This is a genomic window from Saccharothrix longispora (assembly GCF_031455225.1).
Taxonomy (GTDB): Bacteria; Actinomycetota; Actinomycetes; order Mycobacteriales; family Pseudonocardiaceae; genus Actinosynnema; species Actinosynnema longispora.
In genome coordinates, this window is the sequence record NZ_JAVDSG010000001.1 from 7483960 (window position 1) to 7498553 (window position 14594).

General features: G+C 73.8%; 15 protein-coding genes. 7 read left to right on the forward strand and 8 right to left on the reverse strand.

Annotated features, from left to right (window positions below; all coding sequences use genetic code 11):
• Nucleotides 1-9: 9 nt before the first annotated feature.
• The 3 genes from J2S66_RS32670 to J2S66_RS32680 are packed head-to-tail and all read right to left on the reverse strand — an operon-like array spanning nucleotide 10 to nucleotide 5033.
• On the reverse strand, nucleotides 10-1005 hold the full coding sequence (locus J2S66_RS32670) for a hypothetical protein (RefSeq protein ID WP_310312282.1): 996 nt from the start codon (nucleotides 1003-1005) through the stop codon (nucleotides 10-12).
• Nucleotides 1002-3890, reverse strand: coding sequence for an AAA family ATPase (locus tag J2S66_RS32675; RefSeq protein WP_310312285.1), 2889 nt, complete (start codon nucleotides 3888-3890; stop codon nucleotides 1002-1004). Before J2S66_RS32675 ends, J2S66_RS32670 begins: the two co-directional genes overlap by 4 nt.
• Nucleotides 3891-5033: an exonuclease SbcCD subunit D gene (locus J2S66_RS32680; protein ID WP_310312287.1), complete on the reverse strand. Its 1143-nt coding sequence runs from the start codon at nucleotides 5031-5033 to the stop codon at nucleotides 3891-3893.
• 97 nt (nucleotides 5034-5130) lie between these two features.
• Between J2S66_RS32680 and J2S66_RS32685 the strand changes: the two genes are divergently transcribed.
• Nucleotides 5131-6066, forward strand: coding sequence for a DNA recombination protein RmuC (locus J2S66_RS32685; protein WP_310312290.1), 936 nt, complete (start codon nucleotides 5131-5133; stop codon nucleotides 6064-6066).
• A gap of 38 nt (nucleotides 6067-6104) precedes the next feature.
• Nucleotides 6105-6947 carry a DUF6542 domain-containing protein gene (locus tag J2S66_RS32690; RefSeq protein WP_310312292.1) on the forward strand — a complete coding sequence of 281 codons (843 nt, stop codon included), beginning with the start codon at nucleotides 6105-6107 and terminating at the stop codon, nucleotides 6945-6947.
• Nucleotides 6948-6962: 15 nt separating this feature from the next.
• On the opposite strand, the gene J2S66_RS32695 is transcribed toward J2S66_RS32690, so the two are convergent.
• A complete protein-coding gene (locus J2S66_RS32695) occupies nucleotides 6963-7478 on the reverse strand; it encodes a methylated-DNA--[protein]-cysteine S-methyltransferase (RefSeq protein WP_310312293.1) in 516 nt (171 codons plus the stop codon).
• A complete protein-coding gene (locus tag J2S66_RS32700; protein ID WP_310312296.1) occupies nucleotides 7475-8743 on the reverse strand; it encodes a DNA-3-methyladenine glycosylase 2 family protein in 1269 nt (422 codons plus the stop codon). The genes J2S66_RS32695 and J2S66_RS32700 overlap by 4 nt, the downstream gene beginning before the upstream one ends.
• 79 nt (nucleotides 8744-8822) lie before the next feature.
• Here J2S66_RS32700 and ychF point away from each other — a divergent pair, with 79 nt between their 5' ends.
• Genes ychF through J2S66_RS32715 form a run of 3 tightly spaced genes read left to right on the forward strand, consistent with a single transcriptional unit; the run spans nucleotide 8823 to nucleotide 10495 of the window.
• Complete coding sequence (gene ychF, locus J2S66_RS32705; RefSeq protein WP_310312299.1) at nucleotides 8823-9902, forward strand: redox-regulated ATPase YchF; 1080 nt, start codon at nucleotides 8823-8825, stop codon at nucleotides 9900-9902.
• 60 nt (nucleotides 9903-9962) lie between these two features.
• A complete protein-coding gene (locus tag J2S66_RS32710; protein ID WP_310312301.1) occupies nucleotides 9963-10244 on the forward strand; it encodes a type II toxin-antitoxin system Phd/YefM family antitoxin in 282 nt (93 codons plus the stop codon).
• Entirely contained in the window at nucleotides 10241-10495 is a 255-nt protein-coding gene (locus J2S66_RS32715; protein WP_310312303.1) for a Txe/YoeB family addiction module toxin, read from the forward strand. Before J2S66_RS32710 ends, J2S66_RS32715 begins: the two co-directional genes overlap by 4 nt.
• Nucleotides 10496-10648: 153 nt before the next feature.
• On the opposite strand, the gene J2S66_RS32720 is transcribed toward J2S66_RS32715, so the two are convergent.
• Nucleotides 10649-10825: a hypothetical protein gene (locus tag J2S66_RS32720; RefSeq protein ID WP_310312306.1), complete on the reverse strand. Its 177-nt coding sequence runs from the start codon at nucleotides 10823-10825 to the stop codon at nucleotides 10649-10651.
• Nucleotides 10826-10894: 69 nt separating this feature from the next.
• On the reverse strand, nucleotides 10895-11461 hold the full coding sequence (locus J2S66_RS32725; protein ID WP_310312309.1) for a Uma2 family endonuclease: 567 nt from the start codon (nucleotides 11459-11461) through the stop codon (nucleotides 10895-10897).
• Between the two features lie 476 nt (nucleotides 11462-11937).
• Between J2S66_RS32725 and J2S66_RS32730 the strand changes: the two genes are divergently transcribed.
• Nucleotides 11938-13143, forward strand: a complete 1206-nt coding sequence (locus J2S66_RS32730) for a mannosyltransferase (RefSeq protein WP_310312312.1) — start codon at nucleotides 11938-11940, stop codon at nucleotides 13141-13143.
• Here J2S66_RS32730 and J2S66_RS32735 read toward each other — a convergent pair.
• On the reverse strand, nucleotides 13096-13392 hold the full coding sequence (locus tag J2S66_RS32735) for a 4a-hydroxytetrahydrobiopterin dehydratase (protein WP_310312315.1): 297 nt from the start codon (nucleotides 13390-13392) through the stop codon (nucleotides 13096-13098). The two genes, J2S66_RS32730 and J2S66_RS32735, sit on opposite strands and share 48 nt — an antisense overlap.
• Nucleotides 13393-13529: 137 nt before the next feature.
• Between J2S66_RS32735 and J2S66_RS32740 the strand changes: the two genes are divergently transcribed.
• Nucleotides 13530-14564 (forward strand): thiamine ABC transporter substrate-binding protein, encoded by a 1035-nt coding sequence (locus J2S66_RS32740; RefSeq protein ID WP_310312317.1) that lies wholly within the window; start codon nucleotides 13530-13532, stop codon nucleotides 14562-14564.
• Nucleotides 14565-14594 lie beyond the last annotated feature (30 nt).

Genomic DNA, 14594 nt, shown 5'->3' on the forward strand with positions numbered 1-14594 from the left:
GCGCCGGGGTCAGGAGGCGGCGAAGTCCAGGCCGAACCCGACCGCGAAGGCGACGAACGCGAACCACTCCACGGCGTGGCTCGGCCCGGCCTTGACCAGCACGGTCGCCGCCAGCCTCATGAGGGCCGCGACGGGCGCGGTCCGCAGTCGCACCACGACCCGGAACACCGCCACGCCGCGCGGTGTGCGCGGCGGGCGGTCGGCGTCGCCCATGACCGCCGCGATCGCCAGGGCGCACAGCAGGACGGCCACGGCCGGCAGCACCGGGATCTCCGGCCCGGGGCTCGCCAGGTGGAGCATCGCCACGAGCAGCAGGACGGACAGGAGGAGCCCCACCGCCGTGAAGAAACCCTCCCGGACGTCCAGGGCGTCCTGTCCCGCGCCGCCCAGCTCCTCCCACCGCTCGGGGCCGAGCCGGTCGCGCAGGAACCCGCCCACCGCGGCACGGGCGGCGTCGACCTGCGCCTCGCACACGTCCGGCGGGTGCGGCGCGCAGGTGTGCGCCGCCGCCACGGCCTCCGCCGCACCCGCGTGCCACGCGTCGACGTCGGCCTGCGCGAGCGGAGCCGTGCCGACCGCCGGCGGCCCGCTCGTGGACACCTCCCAGCGCGCCACGCCCTCACCGCCGGGGCCGGGGTGGAAGTGCAGGTGGACCAGGCTGTCCTCCATCGCCCGCCGCAGCGATGCCAGCGGGTACAGGGCGATGGACCGCTCCGCGCGGGCCAGCGCGCGGTCCCGGCGCGCGTCCCACCCCGCGCCCCACGCGGCGAACCGCTCGGGTCCGACGAGCTTCAGCACCACGGTGGCGCCCGCGACGAACTGGAGCAGCTTCCCGATCCGCCCCCAGTTGCGCAGCGGCAGCCCCCACACGACGGTGTCGCCGGTCAGCGCGCCGTGCCACCACGCGCCCGCGAACCGCCACAGGGCGGCGGCGTTCGCTACCAGCACCACGAGGACCGCGAGCACCGCCACCCACCGGGCGACGCGCGGTAACCGGCGTCTCACGCGGTCAGTTCGAGCGTGGAACCCGCCCGCGCCTTGCGCACCCGCAACCGGGTCGGGATGCGCTGCCGCAGCTCCTCCACGTGCGACACCAGCCCCACCACGCGCCCTCCCGCCCGCAGCTCGTCGAGCGTGGTCATGACCAGCTCCAGGGTCTCCGCGTCGAGCGTGCCGAAGCCCTCGTCGATGAACAGCGTATCGAGCACCGCGCCCGCGGCCACCACGTCCGACAGGCCGAGCGCCAGCGCCAGCGACGCCAGGAACGACTCGCCGCCGGACAGCGTCTTGGCCGGTCGGCGCTGCCCCGAGTAGTCGTCCAGCACGTCGAGGCCCAGGCCGCCCCGGGTGCCGCGCGGACCCGCCTCGACCGAGTGCACGAACCGGTAGCGACCTTGGCTCATGTGCTCCAGGCGGGTGCTCGCGGCCGCCGCGACCTCCTCCAGCCGCGCCGCCAGCACGTAGGTGCGCAGCGTCATGCTGCGCGAGTTCTGGCCCCGCCCGTTGATCACGTCGGTCAGCGCGTCCAGCTCGGCGTACTCGGCCTGCACGGGCTCCAGCCGCGCCCACGCCGCGTGCAGCCGCGCGGCCAGCTCCCCGGCCCGCGCCGCGCGCCGCCGCGCCTCCTCCCACGCCCCGGACTCCCTCGTCGCCACCTCGGTGGCCTCCCGGAACAGCCGTTCGGCGCCCGCCACGTCCACCTCGGCGGAGGCGTCCACGTCGGGCAGCTCGGCCAGCGTGCTCTCGGCCGCCGTCCGCGACTTCTCCGCGTCGCGGACCCTGGCCTCCAGGGCGGCCACCACGTCGTTCGGGCGGGCCGCCGCCAGGGCCTCGGCGATGTCGGCGAACCCGGCGTCCGCCGCCAGCCGCGACACCTCCACCCGCTGCTCGGCCAACCGCTCCTCGTGCTCGGCCACGGCGACGCGCCGCACGTGCAGGTCGGCCAGCGCGTCGGCCAGGCCGGACAGGTGCGCCCGCCGGGCCACCACGTCCGGGAAGTCGCCGCGCGCCTCCTCCAACCGCGCGCCCCGCTCCTCGACGGCCGCGACCAGCTCGGCGCGCTGCGCGCCCTCCCGCGCGAGCTGCCGCTCCAGGCGACCGCGCCGGTCCTGCGCGGCCTCGACCTCGCGCTCCAGCTCCGCCAGCTCCGCCCGCCGCGCCTCCAGCTGCCCGGCCAGCGCGGCCACGGCCCGGTGCTCGCGCTCCAGCTCGTCGGGGGAGCGGTCGCCCAGCTGCTCGCGCAGGTGGCCCAGCCGGACCTCCAGCTTCTGCGCCTCCTGCTCGGCCCGCGCGCGCCGGCCCGCGGCCCGCTGCTCCGCGTCGGCCGCCGCGTCCTCGTCGGCCGCCGTCACGGCCGTCGGCACGGGTCGCGCGGGTCCGGGGTGCTTGGCCGACCCGCACACCGGGCACGCCTCGCCCGCGCGCAGCTTGCCCGCCAGCTCGACGGCCATGCCCTCCAGCCGCTCCTGCCGCACCCGCAGCAGCCCGTCCCGGGCCCGCTGGTGCTCGTCCACGGCCGCCCGCCGCGCCTCGTCGGCCGCGCGGAACGACGCCTCGACGCGCGGCAGCTCCACGGCCGCCGCCGCGAGCCCGGTGGCCTGCGTCAGCCGGGCGGCGGCCTCCCGCGCGTCGTCCACCGCCGACCGCTGCGCCGACAGCCGCGCGGGCACCTCGTCGAGCTGCGTCACCAGCGACGCCAGGTCACGCGACGCGGTCGCGATCGACTGGTCCAGGTACGCGACGCGCCGCCGGTCGTCGTCCTGCTTCAACGCCTCGGCGGCCAGGCCGGTCAGCGCGCCGGACTCCTCCCGCAACCGCTCCGCGTCGCCGCGCAGGTCGTCCGGGGTTCCGTCGTCGGCGTACCCGAACGCCGCCACCGCGCCGGCCGCCGCGCGCTCCTGCGCCACGGCGGCGTCCAGCGCGCGCGCCAACCGCGCCGCGGCGGCCTGCGCGGGCACCACGACGGCCGCCTGCCGGGCGGCGTCGCGCTCCGCGACCCACACCCGCAGTTCCGGCTCCACCCGCGCGTACCGGTCGAGGGAGCGCCGCGCCTCGCGCACCCGCCGGACCCGCTCGTCCAGCGCCCGCGCGTCCTGCCACACCCGCTCGGCCGCGGCCCGGTCCGCCAACGCCGCCGCGGCCCGCTGCTCGGCCTCCCGGCCGTCCTCGTCCACCCGCTTGAGCAGCGAGCTGAGCCACTCGTGGTCGCCCACCGGGGGCGGCTCCTCGGCCGCCGCCTCCGCGACCCGCTGCACGAGGCCCTGGTTCACCCGGCCGAGCCGCTCGACCTCCTGCCCCGCCTCCCGCCGCCGCTCCCGGAACCACCTCTCCACGTCCAGGAACCGCTCGGTGCCGAACAGCCTCTCCAGCAGCTTCTCCCGCTCGGCGGTCTCCGCGCGCAGGAACCGCGCGAACTCGCCCTGCGGCAGCAGCACCACCTGGAAGAACTGCTCGGCGGTCATCCCCACCAGGCCCTCGACCTCGCGGGCCACGTCGTCGATGCGGGTGTGGCCCTCGCCGTCCCACCCGCTGACCCAGGTCAGCGACACCTGCGCCTGCTGGCGCGTCACGCCGCCGCCGCGCTTCTTGGGCCGGTCGTACTCGGGGGCGCGGCGCAGCCGGAACCGCCTGCCGCGCACGGTCAGCTCCAGCTCCACGAACGTCGCGGTCTCGGCGCTCGCGTAGTCGCAGCGCAGCCGCTTCACGTCGCCGCGCGCCCCCGGCACCTTCCCGAACAGCGCGAACGCCACCGCGTCGAGCAGCGTCGTCTTGCCCGCGCCGGTGTCGCCGTGCAGCAGGAACAGGCCGTCACCGCCGAGCCGGTCGAAGTCGACCTCCTCCTGCTCCGCGTACGGCCCGAACCCGCTGACCAGCAGCCGGTGCAGCTTCACCTAGTCCTCCTCACGGGCCGCCGCGGCGAACGCCTCGCGCAGCAGCAGCAGTTCCCGGTCGCCGGGCCGGTCGCCGCGCACGTCCTCCAGGAAGCAGCACGCGACCTCCTCGTCGGTGCGGCCCCGCACGCGTTCGGCGAACCGCAGCTCGCCGGGCCGCCCGCCCTCCGGCCGCCACTCGACGTGCACCGCGTGCGGGAACCGCGCCTGGAGGCGGCGCAGCGCGTCCAGCGGGCGCACCCGGTCGGTCAGCGTCACGGACAGGAAGTGGTCGACGACCGCGTCGTGCTCGGGCCGCAGCAGCAGGTCGTCCAGCGCGCCGGTCAACGCCGACAGCTCCCGGGGCACCGGCAGCGCCCGCCCCTCCACGCCCGCCAGGCCCTCGGGCCCCAGTTCCACCAGCCACACCTGCTTGGTGTGCCGGGCCTCGGAGAACGAGTACGCCACCGGGCTGCCCGAGTAGCGCAGGTGGTCGGCCAGCGTCTGCTGCCCGTGCAGGTGGCCCAGCGCCGCGTAGTCGACCCCGGCGAACACCGAGCCCGACACGTCCTGCACGCCGCCGACCGCGATGGTCCGCTCCGACTCGCACGGTTCGCCACCGGTGACGAACGCGTGCGCCAGCACCACCGAACGCGCGCCCGGCCGGGCCGCAAGGTCCTCCCGGACCCGCCGCATCGCCTCGGTCAGCACGCCGCCGTGGCCCTTCGCGTCTGGCACGCCCAGCGCGTGCCGCGCCGTCTCCGGCTCCAGGAACGGGATGCCGTACACCGCGACCGGGCCGTGGTCGTCGGCGAGCAGCACCGGCTCGGCCAGCTCCGCGATCCGCGTCCGCAGGTGCAGGCCGCCGGCCTCGGCGAACGCGCCGAGGAACCCCAGCCGGGCCGCCGAGTCGTGGTTGCCGGGCGTGACGACGATCTGCGCGCCCGCGTGCCTGATCCGCTTGAGGACCCGCGAGCACACCGCGACGGCCTCGGCGTTCGGCACCGCCCGGTCGAACAGGTCACCGGACACCACGACCACGTCGACCCGCTCGTCCGACACCGCGTCCGCGAGCCCCCCGAGCACCGATTCCTGCTCTTCCAGCAGGTCACGGCCGTGGAAGGTGCGCCCCACGTGCCAGTCGGACGTGTGCAGGATCTTCACGCCGGCCACGGTAGGCGCGCGTGGGCGACACGCCCGGAACCCGACTCGGCGTGTCGCTCGAACGTGTGATCGGACACGGGTGCGCGATGATCGGGGGGTGACAGCGGTCCTCAGCACGGCGGCGGTGGTCGTGGCGCTCCTGCTCGCCGGCGCCCTCCTGTTCCTCTACCGGCTCTACCAGGACAGCGTGCGGCGCACCGACGCGGCGCTGGCGGCGGTGGCCGCCGAGCGCGAGCGCGGTGACGCCCAGTGGGCGGCCCTCCAGCGCTACGAGGTGGCGTTCTCGTCCGTGAGCGGGCGCGGTGAGCTGGGCGAGCAGGTGCTGGTGGAGACCGCGCGGGTGCTCGGCCTGCGCGAGGGCATCCACTTCAGCGTGCAGGTCGACGTGGCCGGCGGCGGCTCGGTGCGTCCCGACCTCGTGCTCAACGTCGGCGGCGGCAGGCAGGTGCCGGTGGACGCGAAGATGAGCATGGCCACGTGGGCGGAAGCGGTGGAGACCGACGACCCGAGGGAACGCGTCGACGCGCTGCGCGTGCACGTGCGCAACATCCGGTCGAGGGCCGCCGAGCTGGCCGGCAAGGGCTACCAGCGGTGGGCCGATGCGATCTACGGCACGATCATGTTCGTGCCCAACGACGGCGCGGTCGTCGCCGCCCTGGACACCGACCCGGAGCTGCTGCGCTGGCTGCTGGACCGGCGGGTGTTCCTGTGCGGGCCGACCGGGTTCGCGGTGATCGCGTCGGCGGCGATGTTCGCGGTGACCGACCGGGCGCTGGCCGAGGACGTGGAGCGGGTGCGGGACGCGGCCGGGCGCGCGCACCGGGCCGCCGACGGCGCGATCGACGCGGTCAACCTGTCGAGCACGCACCTCCAGCGGTTCCTGTCGGCGCGGCGGCGCGAGCTGGACGCGCTGGAGGGCTTCCGGGCGGCGGTGGAGCCGCTGAGCAACGCGTCGTCCGACGTCACCCCGCTGCCGCTCGTGCGCAGGAACGACGAGTCCCTCGGTGCACCCTTGGACGCCCGCGAGGCGTAATAGAGTGTGTCGGGGGTTCGTCCGGACGAGGAGTGTTGGTGACCGCTGCAACGCGCGACGACTCGCGCAGCGACCCGGAGGACGACGAGTTCGAGGACGTCGTCCGCTGGAACGACCGCGCCATGTTCGGCAGCTTCCGGGGCCTGCCCTGGTGGGCGGCGGTGGCGATCGCGTTCGTGGTGGCCGTCGTCGGCGCGTGGGTCGACCTCGGCTCGTCGGCGGCGACCGTCGGCTGGGCGTTCGGGGTGGCGTTCTTCGTGGGCTGCGTCGGCGCGGTGGTGTTCGTCGAGCGCCGCTCGATGTTCGGCCCGGTCGTGCAGCCGCCGCTGGTCCTGGCGATCGTGGTGCCCACCCTGGTGGTGTTCACCTCGGGGGTGCCGTCCGGCGGCCTCACCTCGCTGGGCCTCAACCTGGGCAAGCCCTTGATCGACGGGTTCCCGGCGATGGCCCTCACGACGGCGGTCACCGTGCTGCTCGGTGTCGTGCGGGTGTCGACGCAGAAGGACCCGAACCGGCTCACCAAGGACGAGAAGCGCGAGGCCAGGCGCAAGCCGGTCGGCGAGAAGCCGCCCCGGGAGAAGCCGGTCCGCGACAAGCCGGTCCGCGAGAAGCCCGTGCGCGAGTCTCCCGCGCGGGAGAAGGCGACGCGGGAGAAGGCGACGCGGGAGAAGCCCGCCCCCGAGGACCGCCCGAAGCGGCCCCGTCCCGCCGCGGACGACACCCCGCCACGCCGCCGGCCGCCCGCGCCCGCCGCCGACGAGGACCGGCCGAAGCGCCCGCGCCCCCGTGACGGCGCCGCCCCCGCCGACCGGCCGCGCCGCCCGGCGTCCCGCGAGGGCCGTCCCCCGCAGCGCAAGCCCCGCCCGCGCGACGAGGACTGACGCAGGTTCGCTCCGTCAGGCCGCGCGCGCCTCGTGCGCGAGCAGCCACCCCTTGACCTCCGCGCCCCAGCGGAAGCCGCCGGGGCCGTTCGCCGCCACCACCCGGTGGCACGGGACGAACAGGGTCGCCGGGTTCTTCGCGCACGCGCCCGCCGCCGCCCGGACCGCCGACGGGCGTCCGGCGAGCAGCGCGAACCCGGTGTAGCTGATCGGCTCGCCCGCCGGGACGGTGCGCAGCGCCCGCCACGCCCCCGCGGTGAACGCGCCGCCCTCCTGGCGGACCGGGACGTCGTCGATCACCGCCAGGTCGCCGTCGTGGTAGGCGCGCACGGCCCTGGTGACCGCGCCCAGGTCGGGTCGTTCGACCAGGTTCGCCGGGCGCAGGCGCGGGGCGACCTTGGACAGCAGCTCGGCCACGTCCGTCGTCCAGCCGCTCGCCAGGACGGCCCCGTCCGGGGCGACGACGGCGGTGAACGGGCCGATCGGGGTGTCGGTCGCGGACACGTTGGCGGTGGTGCGGGCGGTGGTCACGCGGTCCTCCTCAGGTGCATGGCCGCGTACGAGCGCCACGGGCGCCACGCGGGGTCTTCGCTGGTCAGGGGGATGTCCGGTGCGCCGAGGACGCGCATCACGACGTACGAGGCGACGTCCGGCCCGATGCCGGGGAACGCGGACAGCTCGGCGTGCAGCTCGTCGGCGTCCCGGCCCACGTCGACGCGCAGCGTGCCGTCGGCCAGGGCCCGCGCCACCGGCGAGTCGATCGCCGCCGGCCTCGGGTACAGGTGGGTGACGGGCCCGTCGGGGTGCTCCAGCGGTTCGCCCGGTGCGGTGTGGCCGAGGGCCCTGAGCAGGGTTTCCGCCCCGTCGACGCTGCCCGGCACGCGGATGCCCGGCCTCGACAGCACGCGCGGGCGCAGCACCGGGTCGCCCGCCAGGAAGTCGTCCACGGCCACCGGGTCGGCGTCCAGGTCGAGCAGGCGGCGGACCCGGTTGACCGCGCTGCCCAGGTCCCGCAGGTCCGACAGCCGCAGCGTGCACGCGACGTGCCCGTCCACCGGTTCCAGCAGCACGGTCGCGGTGCCGTGGGGAAGCCGCAGCGAACGTGCGTAGGCGTCTTCCGTGACGTGCTCCACGCCCGCTATGGCGGTGCTCCGGAAGTACGCCAGCAGCCCCTCGGCGTCGAACGGCGGCCGGTAGGGCAGGCGCAGCGTGATGCGGCCCGCGTTGCCGGTGGGCACGCGCCCGGCCCGCATCGCCGACGGGGTGGCCGCGAACACCGCGCGGATCGTGTCGTTGAACTGGCGCACGGACGCGAACCCCGCCGCGAACGCGATGTCGGCGAACGACAGGTCCGTCGTCTCGATCAGCAGCCGGGCCGAGTGCGCCCGGTGCGCGCGGGCCAGCGCCAGCGGACCGGCCCCCAGCTCCGCGGTGAGCACGCGGGTCAGGTGCCGCTCCGAGTAGCCCAGCCGCGCGGCCAGGCCGGGCACGCCCTCGCGCTCCACCACGCCGTCCGAGATCAGCCGCACGGCGCGGGCCGCGAGGTCCGCGCGCAGGTTCCACTCCGGCGAACCGGGCACCGCGTCGGGCAGGCACCGGCGGCACGCCCGGTAGCCGGCGGACTGGGCCGCGGCGGCGGTCGGGTAGAACTCGGCGTTGCGGCGCTTGGGCGTCACCGCGGGGCAGGACGGTCGGCAGTAGATGCGGGTCGTGCGCACCGCGAGGATGAAGCAGCCGTCGAAGCGGGCGTCGCGGGCGGCGACCGCCCGGTAGGCGCGTTCGTCGTCGAGGAGCACGCGGCCAACTCTGCCAGGGCTCCCGGGCGTGGTCTCGCGGGAATCGGACACGGCCCTGGTGCGCGTAGACTCACCCCCCGTGAGTTTGACCCTCGGTATCGTCGGCCTGCCCAACGTCGGCAAGTCCACCCTGTTCAACGCCCTCACGCGCAACGACGTGCTGGCGGCGAACTACCCGTTCGCGACCATCGAGCCGAACGTCGGCGTGGTGCCGCTGCCGGACGCCCGCCTCGGCAAGCTCGCCGAGATCTTCGGGTCCGAGCGAGAGGTGCCCGCCGTCGTGTCGTTCGTCGACATCGCGGGCATCGTGAAGGGCGCGTCGGAGGGCGCGGGCCTCGGCAACAAGTTCCTCGCGAACATCCGCGAGGCCAACGCCATCTGCCAGGTCATCCGCGTGTTCGACGACTCGGACGTGATCCACGTCGACGGCCGCGTCGACCCGGGCTCCGACATCGAGACGATCAACACCGAGCTGATCCTCGCCGACCTCCAGACCCTGGAGAAGGCCGTCCCGCGCCTGGAGAAGGAAGCGCGGATGCAGAAGGACCGGCGGCCGGTGCTGGAGGCCGCGGTCAAGGCCCGCGAGGTCCTCGACTCGGGCCGGACGCTGTTCTCCGCGCAGTCCGAGGTCGACGGCGCGCTGCTGCGCGAGCTGAGCCTGCTCACCACCAAGCCGTTCCTGTACGTGTTCAACGCCGACGAGTCGGTCCTGACCGACGAGGCGAAGCTCAAGGAGCTGCGCGAGCTCGTGGCCCCGGCGGACGCGGTGTTCCTGGACGCCAAGGTCGAGTCCGAGCTGCTGGAGCTGGACGAGGAGTCCACCCGTGAGCTGCTGGAGTCGATCGGCCAGCACGAGCCGGGGCTGCACTCGTTGGCGAGGGCCGGGTTCCACACCCTGGGCCTCCAGACCTACCTGACGGCGGGTCCCAAGGAGTCGCGCGCCTGGACCATCCCGAAGGGCGCGACGGCCCCGCAGGCGGCGGGCGTGATCCACACGGACTTCGAGCGGGGCTTCATCAAGGCCGAGGTGGTCTCCTTCGAGGACCTCGTGGAAGCCGGCTCGATGGCCGCGGCGAAGGCGGCGGGCAAGGTGCGCATGGAGGGCAAGGACTACGTGATGGCGGACGGCGACGTCGTGGAGTTCCGCTTCAACGTCTGAGCCGGTCGTCGAGGCACATCCAGTGGTACGATATCCAGTACCACTGGATGGGGGTGCGGCATGTCCATCACCGCGAGCGAGGCGCGCAGGGAACTGTTCCCGCTGATCAAGCAGGTCAACGACGACCACGACGTCGTCGAGATCGTCTCCAAGCACGGGAACGCCGTCCTGATGTCCGCCGAGGACTACGCGGCTCTCCGGGAGGGCTCCTACCTGCTGCGGTCCCCGGCCAACGCCCGTCGCCTGCTCAAGGCGTACGAGAACGCCCTCGGTGGTGTCGGCACGTCGACCCGTGAGTTGATCGACCCCGACGCGGCGGATGCGGGAGAGGGAGCCGGGTGAGGCTCGTCTTCGAGGAGCACGGCTGGGAGGACTACACCTCCTGGCTCAAGAACGACCGCAAGGTGCTCGCTCGGATCAACAAGCTCATCGAGGACGTCCTGCGTGATCCCTTCACGGGGATCGGGAAGCCCGAACCGTTGAAGTACCACCTGGCCGGAGCCTGGTCCAGGCGGATCGACGACGAGCACCGCCTCGTCTACCTCGTCGCGGAGCAGGAGATCATCGTGCTCGCCGCGCGCTACCACTACTGACCGACCGTTCCGGAACGTCGTGCGGGCCGAGCGGACTCCGCTGCCGTCCGAGCCGGACCGGTTCGTCGTCGAAGACGCCGACCTCCCGGTCGCGCAGCGCGGGCTCGGGGCGGTTGCGCTTGTCGAGGCGAATGGTCATCTCGTGATCGACGGTCAGGTCCGCCGGTGCCTGGGCTTCGAGTGCGTTGGCGATTCGGTGTGCGCGGGCGCCCCGTGCAGCCGGTCCAGGTCCTCCGCGAACCACCCCTCTTCGCTCGGTGGTCGCGTCCAGTCGGGCAGGCCGGTCATGGCCTTGCCGTAACGCGGCGGTGCGGCGTGGGCTGTGCTCACGGGTGACCTGGGCGGCCACCCCGTCCCGCCGGCCCCGGTGGGGCAGGACGGCTTCCGGACCGGTTCGACTCAGGTCAGTTCGGTGAGCCTGAGCTTGATGTCGAACGGGGCGGAGAGGACCAGTTCGTCGTCGAAGACGCCGACCTCCCGGTAGCGCTTCCCGGACCCTTCCAGCTCGTGGACGTGCACGGTCACCGTGCGATCGTCTTCCTCGACGCGCCAGAAGTGGGCGATACCGGCCTGCGCGTACTTGCGCGGCTTGATCGTGCGGTCGCGTTCCGCCGATTCGGGTGACACCACTTCCACGGCGAGCAGGACGTCGGCGGGTTCCGCCCAGGTCTGGCCCCGGGCGAACGGGGACCTGGTCACGATGATGTCGGGTTCAGGACGGTTGTGAAGGTCCAGGCGCACGGTCAGTTCGCGGGCCACGTGGATGCCGTGCGGTGCCTGGGCCCGGAACGCCGACACGAGCATGTCGATGACGTAGCCGTGCCAGAACCGCTGTGGGGCCATCATGTGGACGAGCGCTCCGTCGATCAGCTCGATGTGCCGGGGCGCCCCGTGCAGCCGGTCCAGGTCCTCCGCGAACCACCCCTCTTCGCGCGGTGGTCGCGTCCAGTCGGGCGAAGCGGTCATGGCTCCACGGTAGTCCGGTACCGCGGCGTGGGCTGTGCTCACGGGTGTGCCTCCTGGGTTGCGGGGCGCCGTGATCACCAGTGGAGCAGGGGTGTCCGCGCAGGTCCAGTGCCTGATCAGGTGGCCCGGGAGGCGCTCGGTACCGGCGGTACGGAGGTCATTCCAGCCCCACCTGGGCGGTTGCCCCACCCGGTCGGCCCGGGTGGGGCGGAACGACCTCGGGCCGGCCCACCCGATGGTGGACCGGCCCGAGGTACTGTCTGGTGTCGTCAGCGCACCTGGTTGCGGCTGTGGCGCGCGAGGGCGAAGACGCCCCCGGCCGTGGCCAGCATGCCCAGGGCCGAGACGGTGAACACGACGATGTCGGCGGTCATGCGAATCCCCTTGCGGTATTGATCTCCCACTCGTCTTGACGTCCGGGTACCCCGGTTCGTGGCCCGGTAGTCATGCAATTCACACGATCGTGGAGGTACAGGGTGGGACTGCGCGCACTGGAGAGCCGGGTGCTCGTCCTCGCGCCGTGGGTGTTCGGGCTGTCTGTCCTCGGTCACCTGGCGATGGTCGCCTTCCAGACGAAGATGACCATGGTGGACCTGATGGTCTACCGCAACGCCTCGCCCGAGCTGTTCACGGGCGGCCTCTACGAGTGGCGGCTGAAGGAGTTCTCCGACCAGTTCGCCCTGCCGTTCACCTACCCGCCGTTCTCGGCGATCGTGTTCGTGCCGCTGTCCTGGGTGCCGTGGGGGGTGGCGCGCTGGTTCTGGCAGCTGCTGAGCCTCGCCTGCCTCTGGTACCTCACGACGAAGTCGCTGAGCCTCGCGGGCAGCAACGACCCGCGCCGCGCGCTGCTGTGGACGGGCCTGTTCATCTGGGTCGAACCGGTCCGCACCACGCTCAACTACGGCCAGATCAACCTCGTGCTGGCCGCCCTGCTGGTCGGGACGCTGGTCAGCGCCACCGCCTGGAAGCAGGGCGCGGGCGTCGGGATCGCCGCCGGGCTGAAGCTGACGCCCGCGATCTCCGGCCTCTACTTCCTCGTCACCAGGCAGTACAGGGCCGCGGTGTGGTCGGTCGTCGCGTTCGCGGGCACGGTCGGCCTCGCGTGGGTCGTGTCGCCGCGGCTGTCCGCCGAGTACTGGTTCCACCTGCTCGGCGACGCCACGCGCGTCGGCCCGGTCGGGTCGGCGATCAACCAGTCGCTGCGCGGCGCGCTGAGCCGCACCCTCGGTCACGACATCCAGACCGGGCCGGTCTTCCTCGCGGCGGTCGCGGCGGCGGCGGTGCTCACCGGGTTCGCGCTGCACGCCGCCGTGAAGGCGAAGGACGTGCTGGCGATGATCGTCACCGTGCAGCTCCTCGGCCTGCTGGTGTCGCCGATCTCGTGGAGCCACCACTGGGTGTGGGCGGTGCCCGCCCTGATGTGGTCGACCTACCGCGCGCGGCACGTGCTGGCGACCGTGACGGCGTTCGCGTGGGTCGCGGCGATCGGCAGCTACCTGATCTCGTTCCTGCTCAACGCCCAGCCGTCGATCTGGGTGATCCCGCGACCCTGGTACTACTCGGCGCTGGGCTGGGTGTACCCGGCGGTGGGGGTCCTGACGCTCGTCACGATCGCCGTGGTGCTGCGGCGGAGGTCACCGGAGCCCGTCGTCGAGCACCGAGTCGACCTCCTCGGCCAGTGACACGTCGAGGGCGGTGATCCCGCCGCGCACGTGCGTCCAGCAGCGGAACGTCAGCGTGCGCCAGTGGATCGCGATGTCCGGGTGGTGGTCCACCCGCTCGGCGATCTCCGCCACCCGGTTCACCACGTCGATCGCCCGCCGGAAGCTCTCCAGCTCCACGACGCGCACCAGGGCGCTCCCCTCGGCCTTCCACGAGGGCAGGGAGGTCAGCGCGGCGGTCACCTGGTCGTCGGTCAGCAGTTCGGCCATGCACCCGATCGTGCCACCGGGCGGGGTAGGCTGCGCGTTCACCACGGGAGTCCGGTGCTGCGCCGGGCTGAGAGGAAGGCGCGCGAGCCTTCGACCGTCCACACCTGATCCGGGTCATGCCGGTGTAGGGAGAGATGATGCTTCGACGCGCATTGACCGCCGCGACCGCGTTCGCGCTGCTCACGGGCTGCTCGGTGACCACCGGCCAGGCGCCCGCGGACCGGGAGCGGGTGGTGACCCTGGTGACGCACGACTCGTTCGCGCTGTCCCAGGAGCTGCTCGACGGGTTCAAGGCCGACACCGGCATCACGGTCAAGCCGCTGGCCAGCGGTGACGCGGGCGAGGTCACCAACAAGCTGGTGCTGACCAAGGACAACCCGATCGGCGACGTCGCGTTCGGCGTCGACTCCACCTTCGCGTCCCGCGCGTTGAAGGAGGGCGTATTCGCCGAGCACGCGAGCCCGGAGGCCGACAAGGGCGCGCAGCGCTACCGGCTCGACCCGCCGAACCGGCTGCACGCGGTGGACGTCGGCGACGTGTGCCTCAACATCGACGTCGCCGCCCTGGAGGACGTCGGCGAACCCACCCAGCTCGCCCAGCTCGCCGATCCGAAGTACCGGGACATGCTGGTCGTGCAGGACCCGGCCACCTCGTCGCCGGGCCTGGCGTTCCTGCTCGCCACGATCGCCACGTTCGGCGAGGCCAACTGGCGGAACTACTGGGGGCAGCTCGCGGCCAACGGCGTGAAGGTCGTCAGCGGCTGGGAGGAGGCGTACACGCAGGACTTCTCCGGTTCCAGCGGCAAGGGGCCGCGCCCGATCGTGGTGTCCTACGCGTCCTCGCCGTCGGCCGAGATCGGCGACGACGGGCAGCCGCGCACCAAGGCGCTGCTGGACACCTGCTACCGGCAGGTGGAGTACGCGGGCGTGCTGAGCGGCGCGAAGAACCCGGAGGACGCGAAGAAGGTCGTCGACTTCCTGCTGTCGGAGGCCGTGCAGGCCGACGTGCCGGGGCAGATGTACGTCTACCCGTCGCGGGAGGGCGTGGCGCTGCCCGAGGCGTGGGCGAAGGCGGCCCCGCTGCCGACGTCGTCGCGCTCGCTGCCGGCCGACGAGGTGGACGCCAACCGGGAGCGGTGGGTGCAGGAGTGGCGCACCATCGTGCAGGGCTGATCCGCCCGCGCGTGGTCGCCCGGCCCGTCC

What these genes read in the sequence shown, in the direction of transcription:
- J2S66_RS32735 (WP_310312315.1), bottom strand. Translation starts at nt 13,392, where the DNA reads ATGGCCGAACTGCTGACCGACGACCAGGTGACCGCCGCGCTGACCTCC.
- J2S66_RS32710 (WP_310312301.1), top strand. Translation starts at nt 9,963, where the DNA reads ATGTCCATCACCGCGAGCGAGGCGCGCAGGGAACTGTTCCCGCTGATC.
- J2S66_RS32740 (WP_310312317.1), top strand. Translation starts at nt 13,530, where the DNA reads ATGCTTCGACGCGCATTGACCGCCGCGACCGCGTTCGCGCTGCTCACG.
- J2S66_RS32725 (WP_310312309.1), bottom strand. Translation starts at nt 11,461, where the DNA reads ATGACCGCTTCGCCCGACTGGACGCGACCACCGCGCGAAGAGGGGTGG.